The organism is Pseudoalteromonas sp. S3431 (assembly GCF_000690035.1).
In the GTDB taxonomy this organism is placed as follows: Bacteria; Pseudomonadota; Gammaproteobacteria; order Enterobacterales; family Alteromonadaceae; genus Pseudoalteromonas; species Pseudoalteromonas fuliginea.
In genome coordinates, this window is sequence record NZ_JJNY01000099.1 from 1 (window position 1) to 11,023 (window position 11,023).

Sequence of the window (11,023 nt, forward strand, 5' to 3'; positions counted from 1 at the left end):
CCTAGGCTCCTTTTTTAATGTGCTCTACATTTAAATGTATAGAAGTTAATTAATAAACGTTTTAATCGCGGTTAATATTCCTTGCTCGCCTAATCCCATTTCATCGTGCATTTCATCTTGCGTGCCGTGTTTAATAAACTCATCAGGAATACCTAAGTTAAGGATATTAATATCAGCTTTTTGCGTTGCGAAGTATTCGTTAACTGCAGAGCCGGCACCGCCAGCAATCGCGTTATCTTCAAGCGTAACAATTACATCGTGGCTAGTAGCAAGCTCATTTAAAAGTGCAGTATCAAGTGGTTTAATAAAACGCATATTAACAAGCGTTGCATCTAATTCATTTGCGGCAAGCTGTGCGTTTTCAAGTAATGTACCGAATGATAAAATGGCAATCTTTCTGCCTTGTTTAACCGTATTTGCTTTGCCTATTTCAAGCAATTGCATAGTGCTTTCAATGTCTGCAGTACCTGCGCTCCCTCGAGGATAACGAACTGCAACAGGGCAGTTTGCTTTATAACCGGTGTATAGCATTTGGCGACACTCGTTAGTGTCGCTTGGTGCCATAATGACCATATTTGGAATACAGCGCATAAAGCTTAAATCGTACGCACCTTGGTGAGTTTCACCATCGGCTCCAACAATGCCTGCCCGGTCAATGGCAAATAATACAGGTAAGTTTTGCAGTGCAACATCATGTATTAATTGGTCATATGCACGTTGTAAAAAGCTTGAGTAAATAGCCACAACAGGCTTTAAACCTTCACAGGCAAAACCAGCAGCTAAAGTAACAGCATGCTGCTCTGCAATGGCCACATCAAAATACTGGTCAGGGAATTCTTTAGAAAAACGCACCATACCTGAGCCTTCGCGCATTGCTGGCGTAATCGCCATTAAATTGCTGTCTTGCTCTGCCATATCGCATAACCAATCGCCAAATACTTTTGAAAAAGTAGCTGCACTAGGTTTAGATTTAGGTAAGCTAGTTGTGCTTGGGTCAAATTTTGGTACGCCATGATAGCCAATCGGATCGGCTTCAGCTGGTTTATAACCCTTACCTTTTTGCGTTTTTATATGTAAAAGTTGCGGACCTTTTAAATTACGCATATTACGTAATGTATCTACAAGCATGTTTACATCGTGACCATCAATTGGGCCGATGTAATTTAGGCCTAATTCTTCAAAGAAGGTACCTGGGATCATCATGCCTTTAATATGCTCTTCCATTTTACTGGCAAGTTGCTTTACCGGAGGCACGCCTGAGAGTAACTTTTTGCTACCTTCACGAATGTTAGTGTAAAAGCTACCTGATAAAATTCGGGCAAAGTGATTTGTTAAGGCGCCAACATTTTCAGAAATCGACATTTCGTTATCATTTAAAATAATAAGCATGTCTGATTTTACATCACCTAAATGATTCATCGCTTCAAATGCCATGCCTGCGGTTATTGCTCCGTCACCAATAATGGCTACAGATTTTCGACCTTTGCCTTCTTTTTGGGCGGCAATAGACATACCTAAGGCTGCTGAAATAGAGGTGCTTGAGTGACCTACGCTAAACGTATCGTATTGGCTTTCATCGCGAAAAGGAAAAGGGTGTAAACCGTCTTTTTGGCGAATAGTGTGCATTTGGTCGCGGCGACCTGTAAGGATTTTATGCGGATAAGCTTGATGACCCACATCCCAAACTAGGCGATCGTCTGGAGTGTTATAAACATAATGCAGCGCAACGGTTAGTTCAACCGTCCCTAAACCAGACGCTAGATGACCGCTACTTTGCGATACTGAGTTGAGTAAATAATCGCGCAGCTCATTGCTAAATGCAGGGAGTTTATCTTGCGCTAAATCACGCAATTGGGCTGGCTCGTCAACCAAATTAAGTAATGGATACTTGCTACTATCAAGTGTCATGGTTTTATATATATCCTTCGCTAACATTAATTAATCCAAAGCTTTTACGAATAATTAATGTTGAGTAATAATGTCAGTGTTAATTGCAATACGTATGAGTAATAATTAGTGGTCACGCTCAATTAGGTAATTTGCCAGCGATGCAAGAAGTGTGGTGTCTGCATCTATATTTGCCAACGCTTCATGGGCTTGTTGTATTAAGTTTTGTGCCTTTTCTTTAGCGCCTAGCATACCTAATAACGCAGGGTATGTCGCTTTATTCGCGGCAATATCGGAGCCTTGTGGTTTACCTAAAGTAACCGTATCGCCTTCAACATCTAAAATGTCGTCGTGTACTTGAAATGCAAGCCCTATAGCATACCCAAAAACGCTTAAGTTTTCTAAGGTTTGTTCATCAACATTTTCGCTGCACAGTGCACCAAGTGTAATTGCGCAATTAATAAGTGCGCCAGTTTTTAGCTTATGTATTCGCTCAAGTTCTTGTACTGTAATTATTTTATCAGTGGCTGCAATATCTAAACCTTGACCTGAAACCATTCCTTCAAGGCCTGATGCGTGGGCGAGTGTCGCTATCATTTTTACCTGTGTTTGAGCTGAGCAGTTAAAACTATGTTTAGCAATTAGTTCAAAAGCTAAAGTTTGAAGAGCATCGCCGGCTAAAATTGCTTGGGCTTCACCATAAACTATATGACAAGTTGGTCGACCACGACGCAGATCGTCGTCATCCATAGCAGGTAAGTCATCATGTATTAGCGAGTAACTGTGTATGCATTCAATAGCTGCTGCTAATATATCTAAATCTTTTTTGTTTGCCCCTAATATTTTGCCTGTTGCGTAGACTAAAAATGGGCGCAGCCTTTTTCCACCATTAAACAAACTGTAATGAGTTGCTTCTTTTATTGCTCTATCACTATCAAGTGCTTGTTCAAAATAAAGGTTTAGTGCTGATGCAACGTCTATTTGAGCACGCTCAATATGTTCTTTAATGCTCACCGCTATTCCATATCATTATCAAAGTTTGTAAGTACTGATTTATCGCCATTACCCATTAAAATAGATACCTTTTGTTCTGCTTGCTTGAGTTTACCAGATGAAGCGTTAGCTAGAGCAATACCGCGTTCAAACTGCTTCAATGACTGCTCAAGCGATAAATCACCTTGTTCCATATCACTAACAATTATTGATAATTCTTCTAGTGCTTGTTCGAAACTTAAGTTTTCAGGTTTTTTAGTCGCCATCTTATTTCAGCTTACTTGATAAATTTAGGAGCCAATTTTAGGGGGAATGCTAAACTAGGTCAAAGAATGATATGTTTTTTTCTTCTATTACGGCTAAATGTTACTTTATGTGGATTAATAAAGCCTTAATTACGGTCATACTGATATCATTTAAATGATTAATCGTTATATTAACATTGTAACTTTGTTTAAAAATAATCCTGGAATTGTTTTTTATGTTTATTTTCATATATGACTCAAGCAATTTAGCATGTTGCCGATAAGCAGTTAATAATAAAAGTTTTACAATAAGGCCTTAGTGCATGAAACCTCTGGAGGTAATGTGGATTTAGCAACCATAATAGGGATCCTTGGCGCAATTGGCTTAATTGTCATGTCCATGTTTATGAGTAGTAGTGGTGAAATGGCCATGTTTTACAATACCCCTTCAGTGGTAATTGTATTTGGTGGCTCTATATTTATAGTTTTATCTAATTACACCATGGGACAATTTTTTGGGATAGGTAAAGTTGCCGCTAAAGCTTTTATGTTTAAAATTGAATCGCCGGAAGAGTTAATTGAAAAAGCGGTTGAACTTGCAGATTCAGCTCGAAAGGGCGGTTTTCTGGCGCTTGAGGAAGCTGAAATACCAAATCAATTTATGCGTAAAGGTGTAGATATGCTAGTTGATGGTCACGATGCTGACGTTGTTAGAGCGACCTTACAAAAAGATATCACTTTAACTTCAACACGACATGAAATGGGCGCAGGCTTATTTAAAGCGATGGCCGATATTGCTCCTGCAATGGGTATGATTGGTACGCTTATTGGTTTAGTTGCTATGTTATCGAATATGGACGATCCAAAATCAATTGGCCCTTCAATGGCTGTTGCACTATTAACTACCTTATACGGTGCCTTTTTAGCAAACGTAGTGGCTATCCCTATTCAAGTTAAATTGGAACTTCGTAAAGACGAAGAGGCGATGAATCAACGTTTGATTTTAGATGCAGTTTTAGGTATCCAAGATGGTCAAAATCCAAAAGTGATTGAAGGTATTTTGAAGAACTACTTAGCTGAATCAAAACGTAAAGTTGATACTGAGGAGTAACCATGTCTGAGCAAGAGTGTAAATGTCCTCCTCCTGGTTTACCTGCTTGGATGGGAACCTTTGCCGACTTAATGTCTTTACTGATGTGCTTTTTTGTACTCTTGCTTGCATTTTCTGAAATGGATGTACTTAAATTTAAACAAATAGCAGGCTCGATGAAGTTTGCTTTCGGTGTACAAAACAAAATAGAAGTAAAAGATATTCCCAAAGGTACCTCGGTTATTGCAATGGAGTTTACGCCAGGTAAACCAGAACCTACACCAATTGAAACTATTCAGCAGCAAACCGTAGAAATGACTCAGCAAATGCTTGAATTTCAAGCCGGTGATGAAAGTTCAGCTGGCGGCAGGCAAGAACAACGAGGTGATAAACGTGGTGGTGAGTCTCGGAGCACTTCGCAGGAAAAATCTTCAGAGCAGGCTATTTCAGCAGCGGATCAAGAACAAACAAACGAGCTTGTTAAAAAAATCGCGCAGCAGCTTGAAAAGCAAATTATTGATGGTGCAATAGAGCTTGAGTCTTTAGGGCAGCAAATAATTATTCGTATTAGAGAAAACGGTTCCTTTCCTTCAGGTAGTGCATTTTTACAACCTAAGTTTAAACCTATAATTCAAGATATCGGTGTTCTTTTAAAAGATGTGCCAGGAGAGATTACAGTTTCAGGGCATACCGATGATTTTCAGGTGTCGAATGAACTGTATGTTAATAATTGGGATTTATCATCTAAACGTGCTGTGGCTGTTGCAAGTGAATTACAAAAAGTACAAGGCTTTGACAAAACTCGGATGATGGTTGTTGGGCGAGCTGAAACAAGACCTCTTGTACCAAATGATACAGATGAAGACCGCCGTCGTAACAGGCGTGTAGAGATTTCTATTTTACAAGGTAAGGCAAAAGAGTCAGCACCTATTGATGTTAGGTAACTTTACTTGGCAAATACGTTTATTTATCATAAAGTAAGCTTTCAATAACAAATGTAACGGAGTCAGCCATGAAGAATATCGATAAATTTAGTTATATGCCAGGTAATGGCGGTGGTAATGACGATAATGATGATAAAGAACCTGATAAAAAATAGGCTGAGTGTAATATTTTGCCTGAATGGTTTGAAAGTATTTCTAGGTTACTCGAGAGTAGCTGGGTTTTTATATTAAGCCCTGCTATTTTTGTGTTTTACCTACGCAAAGATCACCTTGCATTACGCTTTGTGTTGGTTACTGCTGTATTTTTTTTTTATGGAGCGTTGATCAACGACTATTTAAAAGAGTTCGATAGCAGTACTTATATATATCGTTACGTTATTTGGGCATTTAATGATCTTGCTTGGATGGCTTTGATCGCCTATTTAGGAATAAAAGACAAAATTTATTTGTGGCAGTGTGTTATCGGTCAACTAGTTGTTATAAGTGCCCCTATTTTACAGCTATTTAGGTTGGTTGATCGCCATCTATGGGATCTTTCTTATAGTACATATATTTATAAAACCTTATTGCCTTTCATTAATATTGGTACCGTTGTTGTTTGTTACCTACCGCTAGTTTATTTCTTAAGTAACAAGCGCAATATTGCATCAAACGAACAATAAAATTTATAGCTTTAAACTAATGTGCTAGACTACTGTTTATATAAACAGTGGTGAGCAAGCTATGAAACTCTACATTGCAGAAAAACCTTCACTTGGACGCGCTATTGCTGATGCGTTACCAAAACCACATAAAAAACACGATGGCTATATAGAAGTTGCTAACGGTGATTGTGTCTCGTGGTGTATTGGGCATTTGCTAGAACAAGCAGAGCCTGATGATTATGATGAGCGCTTTAAAAAGTGGCAGTTTGATCACTTACCTATAATACCTGAGCAGTGGAAGTTAAAAGCCAAAACCAAAACTCGCAAACAGCTCACTGTTTTAAAAAAATTAATTAAACAAGCTTCGCAACTTATTCATGCTGGCGATCCAGACCGCGAAGGCCAGCTTCTGGTTGACCAAGTAATAGAAGAAGCTAAAATAAGTCAGGCTAAAAAGCAAAGTACGCAACGTTTACTCATTAGTGATTTAAATTTATCTGCGGTAAAAAAATCACTGGGCGTTATGCGTTCTAATCGAGATTTTATTCCGTTAAGTGTATCTGCTTTAGCGCGCTCTCGTGCGGATTGGTTATTTGGTATGAATTTAACGCGTGCATATACATTAGCTGGGCAAAAAGCAGGATTTGGTAATGTGCTTTCGGTAGGGCGGGTTCAAACCCCTATTTTAGGTCTTGTTGTTAATAGAGATAACGAAATAGCGAATTTTGTATCTAAGCCTTTTTACGATGTATTGGCGCATTTGTTTACTCCTGATAATCAACCATTCATAGCTAAGTGGGTTCCAAGCAAAGCATGTGAGCCACATCAAGATGAAGAAGGGCGAATACTTAACAAAGCTCTTGCAGAAAATGTTGCTTCACGCATTACAAAGCAAAGTGCTGAGCTTACTTCACTCGACCAAAAACAAAAAAAGCAAAGTGCTCCATTACCTTATAATTTATCTGCTCTGCAAATAGATGCCGCTAAAGCATTTGGTATGCCAGCTCAAAAAGTATTGGATATTTGCCAAATACTTTACGAACGTCATAAACTAATTACTTACCCACGCTCAGATAATCGTTATTTACCCAAAGATCACCATCAAGAAGCATCTGCTATTTTTAAGGCAATAAGTGCTAATGGTGGGCAAAGCAGTGAATTAGTAAACGGGGCTGATGTAAAAAAGCGTAGTAAATGTTTTAACGATTCAAAAGTGGCTGCCCATCATGCCATTGTGCCTACGGCTAAACAGTTAAAGTCAGCGAGTTTGAGCGGTGACGAAGCAAAGGTATATCAATTAATAAGCCGTCATTACTTAATTCAGTTTTATCCCGACTATATATATAACGAAACTAAAGCTGAGGTAATTATTGCTGGTGGGCTTTTTAAGGCAAATGCAAAGCAAGATGTAAGCTTGGGTTTTAAGGTGTTAATGGGTAAATCTGAATTAAAAGATGAAGCCTCGCTACCTCCTTTAACAAAAGGTATGCCTCTTTTTTGCGATAAAGGCGAAGTAGTCGAAAAGCATACATCACCCCCTGCTTATTTTACCGATGCCACATTATTGGCTGCGATGACGGGCATTAGCCGTTATGTTAAAGATCCACAAATTAAAAAAGTATTAAAAGACACTGATGGTTTAGGTACGGAGGCAACACGTGCGGGAATAATCGAGTTGCTATTTAAGCGGCGTTTTTTAAAACGTGAAGGTAAGTCAATTAGAGCGACCGAAACGGGACTTGCTCTTATTAGCGTATTACCACAAGGTTTAGCGAGTCCTGATTTAACCGCAAAGTGGGAGTCGAGCTTAGGTGATATTGCACAGCAGGCAATGAGTTATCAGCAATTTTTACAGCCTTTACTTGCTGACCTAAATGGGTTTGTTCAATTAGCAGCAAACTGCGATAGCAATGCATTTGCGAAGTTACCAAAAACCTCACCTAAAAAACGTTTTGCTAAACGAGGTGGAAAAGCGACCTTTAAAAAGTCGAGTTATAAAAAAAGCTCTGTTGCTAGTTAGGGCGTGTTGACCATTCATGGTTGAATTTGCAGCAGTATGTTTGGTATTTGGGCAAGGCATAGCCTATGTAGTGTGGTTATTCCCCCATAAATAGGCGATAAAGCAGCATAAATGCCAAACATGCGCTGCCCGAAGGGTTCTGCCTAGGGGCTATTTACTCTTTGTTGCTCGGTTTTTACTTAGCCCACTAAGTTACACACCTCGCGCCGCGATTAAATAGCCCCTAGATTGAACAAATTTCAATCCATAAAGGTCAACATGCCCTAGCAACAGAGCCATTTTATTAAACCATATTGCTTAATGTTGAATTGGTATTACTTAACCTGAACTCAGGTTATTTATTAAATAAGGCAACAGCAGCGTTACTCATTGCTTTTATTCCGGTAGGAATAGCAACTTTATAATCAGGTGCGAATTTACTAGAGTGTAGGGAAGGGAGTACCTCACCTGTTTTTATCGAATCTGCATATTGTGCTTGGTTTACGCCTCCTAGCCAAAAAAGGGTAATAGGGATATTTTCATCGGTGCGTCCGTATAGGCCAAAATCTTCACCCGCCATTACAGCTTGTGTTTCAAGTACATTAGTATCGCCAATTGCGCTGGCAATAGAGTTTCTAACAATGTCTGTTTGTGCAGGGTTATTATAAGTAGATGGAATCGATTCATCTTCATGTACATATACTACAGGGTAGTTTGATTCATCCAATCCAGCGCTTTGTGCTATCCCAGCTGTAATACGTTTGATAGCAGCTATTTGAGCGCTTCTTACATCGGGGTTATAGCTTCTGAGAGTGAGTTGTAATTTTACTTCATCCGAAATCACATTATGTTTTGAACCACCATGAATAGACCCCACTGTAATAACAGAAGGCTCAAGCGGTGAAAGCTCTCGGCTTGTGATTGTTTGTAGAGCAAGTACAGTGCGTGAAGCTATAACCACTGGGTCTATAGTTGTATGCGGATAAGCACCATGACCACCTTTACCTTTAATTGTAATATCGACAGAATCTACACTTGCCATAGTGTATTCATTTTTCATTGATATCTTACCAGCGGGGACGCTAGCGCTTACATGTAAAGCAATTATATGATCAGGTTTTGCATATTTACTAAATAGTCCTTCGCTTAGCATCGCTTTAGCACCCCCACCTACTTCTTCTGCAGGCTGTGCAATCATCATTAATGTACCTTGCCACTGTTTTTTATGAGTAATTAACTGCTCTGCAGTTCCAATAAAAGAACTCATGTGGATATCGTGGCCACAGCCGTGCATTACACCTACTTTTGCACCGTGCTCGTCTGTTACTTTAACTTTTGAGGCATAGGACTTTCCTGTCTGCTCTATTATAGGTAAGCCATCGGTATCAGTACGGATCATTACTGTCGGCCCCTCACCATTTTTATAAATACCAACTACACCAAAGCCACCTACATTACTTGTTACTTTAAAACCCAGCTGAGTTAATCTATCTGCTATCTTTTTACCTGTTTCTTGTTCGTGATAAGAGAGCTCTGGGGATTGGTGTAAATCGAGGTAAAACTTTTCAATAGCTGGCATGGCTTTGCTTAAATTCAGATCGAGTCCATTTGCTTGTACTAATGGGCTTGCTAATAAAAGTATTGCACTTAGGTAAGTTAATTTCATATTTTCCCTTATTGTTGAATATGTATACCGAGTGATTTAGGTATATGACTTGTAATTATTATGTTCACCACCATATAAAAACCTAAATAGACGAATATGGCAATCAATTCAATGAGCAACATAGTTAGTATTAATGCGCAAAACCTTCAACAAGTACTCGGTGAAACATCACAACAAAAATTGGTGTTGCTTAACTTTTTCTCTCCTCAAAGTCCTGACTGCATCGGACAGGCTGCAATTTTAGATAAAGTAGCAGCAGAATATGCAAGCCATATAGTAGTAGCAAACCTAGATTGCGATGCAGAGCAAGCACTCGCTTCTCAACTTGCGCAACAAGTTGGTCTTCAAACACTGCCTACGCTTGTATTATTAAAAGACTCTGCACCAGTAGATTTACTTGCAGGTGTTCAAAGCGAAGTACAAATACGCGAAGCCCTAGCAAAGCATTTACCTGCGCAACAAGACTTACTGTTAGAACAAGCAAAGCAAGCGTTATTAAAGTCAGATTTAAATGCTGCATTTAATTATGCAAAGCAAGCTTATGAAATAGACAGCGGGAATGCACGTATCAAATTAGTGCTAGCAGACATATGTATTCAAATTCACAAGGTAGATGAAGCGCAAGCGCTTATAAATACAATAGATGCACAAGAGCAAGATGCTTACTTTAATAATATAAAAGCAAAATGCGAAGCCGCGCTTGAAGCAAAAGATTCACCAGAGATTAAAGAAAAGCAACAACAAGTAGAAAAGTACCCAAATGACCTAGAATTAAAAGAAGAGCTCAGTATTTTACTCAATGAAGCAGGCAGAAAAGAAGATGCATTGGATATACTATTTACAGTGCTGCAAAAAGATCTGAATTTCAACGAAGCAAAACCAAGCTTTTTAGCCATTATTGCCTCTTTACCTGATGGCGACGCACTCGCAGCTAAGTATCGTCGCAAGTTATATAGTATTTTATACTAGGGTCTGTTGCTCTTTGCGGATTAAAATTTGTTCAAACTAGGGGGTGTTTAATCGCGGCGCGAGATTTGTAACCTAGTGGGCTCGGTAACTGCTCCTGCGTTACCCTACTGGCTTACATCCATGTAAGAATAAGTAAAAACCGAGTAACAAAGAGTAAATAGCCCCTAGAAAGAACCCTTTGGGCAGCGGCTGTTTGGCATTAATGCTACGTTATCGCCTATTTATGGGGAGTAACCACACTACATAGGCTCTGCCTTGCCTGAATACCAAACAGGCTGCTGTAAATTTAACCTTGAAAGATAAACAGACCCTAGATTCTAATAACTATTACTTTTGAGAAGCACCTATATAAGGTGCTTTTTGTATTTTTAGGGTTTTAATTAAAAGCTTTAGTATGGTTTAGCTATGTAAAAACAAGAGTTATCAACAGGGTTTTGTGGGTAACTTGTGCTTATCATGTGCGCTTGCTTGGGGCTTAATTTTAATTACTATTTTATGCAAATAACGCTTGCGTAAAATCCGCCGCTCCCTATAATGCGACCCCACTGAGACGGGAAAGGCAAACGCATAGCGAGGCACGAACTAC

The 11,023-nt window shown here is 39.1% G+C and carries 9 protein-coding genes; 5 read left to right on the forward strand and 4 right to left on the reverse strand.

From position 1 onward, the window contains the following. Nucleotides 1-45: 45 nt before the first annotated feature. The 3 genes from dxs to DO88_RS01745 all read right to left on the reverse strand — a co-directional run bounded on the left by dxs (nucleotide 46) and on the right by DO88_RS01745 (nucleotide 3,146). Nucleotides 46-1,908, reverse strand: a complete 1,863-nt coding sequence (gene dxs / locus DO88_RS01755; RefSeq protein WP_007377464.1) for a 1-deoxy-D-xylulose-5-phosphate synthase — start codon at nucleotides 1,906-1,908, stop codon at nucleotides 46-48. A gap of 105 nt (nucleotides 1,909-2,013) precedes the next feature. Next, nucleotides 2,014-2,901 (reverse strand): (2E,6E)-farnesyl diphosphate synthase, encoded by an 888-nt coding sequence (gene ispA / locus DO88_RS01750; RefSeq protein ID WP_033040875.1) that lies wholly within the window; start codon nucleotides 2,899-2,901, stop codon nucleotides 2,014-2,016. A 2-nt stretch (nucleotides 2,902-2,903) separates the two neighbouring features. Next, nucleotides 2,904-3,146: an exodeoxyribonuclease VII small subunit gene (locus DO88_RS01745; protein ID WP_008137959.1), complete on the reverse strand. Its 243-nt coding sequence runs from the start codon at nucleotides 3,144-3,146 to the stop codon at nucleotides 2,904-2,906. A gap of 322 nt (nucleotides 3,147-3,468) precedes the next feature. On the opposite strand from DO88_RS01745, the gene pomA reads away from it, so the two are divergent. From pomA to DO88_RS01725, 4 genes are all read left to right on the forward strand, one after another. Then, nucleotides 3,469-4,236, forward strand: coding sequence for a flagellar motor protein PomA (gene pomA / locus DO88_RS01740; protein ID WP_007377461.1), 768 nt, complete (start codon nucleotides 3,469-3,471; stop codon nucleotides 4,234-4,236). Nucleotides 4,237-4,238: 2 nt separating this feature from the next. Next, entirely contained in the window at nucleotides 4,239-5,159 is a 921-nt protein-coding gene (locus tag DO88_RS01735; protein WP_007377460.1) for a flagellar motor protein MotB, read from the forward strand. Between the two features lie 170 nt (nucleotides 5,160-5,329). After that, entirely contained in the window at nucleotides 5,330-5,821 is a 492-nt protein-coding gene (locus DO88_RS01730; protein WP_007377459.1) for a hypothetical protein, read from the forward strand. A 61-nt stretch (nucleotides 5,822-5,882) separates the two neighbouring features. Continuing rightward, complete coding sequence (locus tag DO88_RS01725; RefSeq protein WP_007377458.1) at nucleotides 5,883-7,823, forward strand: DNA topoisomerase III; 1,941 nt, start codon at nucleotides 5,883-5,885, stop codon at nucleotides 7,821-7,823. Between the two features lie 334 nt (nucleotides 7,824-8,157). Here DO88_RS01725 and DO88_RS01720 read toward each other — a convergent pair whose 3' ends face one another. Next, nucleotides 8,158-9,468: a M20 metallopeptidase family protein gene (locus tag DO88_RS01720; protein WP_008137954.1), complete on the reverse strand. Its 1,311-nt coding sequence runs from the start codon at nucleotides 9,466-9,468 to the stop codon at nucleotides 8,158-8,160. Between the two features lie 111 nt (nucleotides 9,469-9,579). Here DO88_RS01720 and DO88_RS01715 point away from each other — a divergent pair, with 111 nt between their 5' ends. Beyond that, nucleotides 9,580-10,437 carry a tetratricopeptide repeat protein gene (locus DO88_RS01715; RefSeq protein ID WP_008137952.1) on the forward strand — a complete coding sequence of 286 codons (858 nt, stop codon included), beginning with the start codon at nucleotides 9,580-9,582 and terminating at the stop codon, nucleotides 10,435-10,437. Nucleotides 10,438-11,023 lie beyond the last annotated feature (586 nt).

Coding starts and splice junctions, on each gene's coding strand:
- dxs (WP_007377464.1), bottom strand. CDS start 1,908: ATGACACTTGATAGTAGCAAGTATCCATTACTTAATTTGGTTGACGAG.
- DO88_RS01745 (WP_008137959.1), bottom strand. CDS start 3,146: ATGGCGACTAAAAAACCTGAAAACTTAAGTTTCGAACAAGCACTAGAA.
- DO88_RS01735 (WP_007377460.1), top strand. CDS start 4,239: ATGTCTGAGCAAGAGTGTAAATGTCCTCCTCCTGGTTTACCTGCTTGG.
- DO88_RS01725 (WP_007377458.1), top strand. CDS start 5,883: ATGAAACTCTACATTGCAGAAAAACCTTCACTTGGACGCGCTATTGCT.
- DO88_RS01720 (WP_008137954.1), bottom strand. CDS start 9,468: ATGAAATTAACTTACCTAAGTGCAATACTTTTATTAGCAAGCCCATTA.
- DO88_RS01715 (WP_008137952.1), top strand. CDS start 9,580: ATGAGCAACATAGTTAGTATTAATGCGCAAAACCTTCAACAAGTACTC.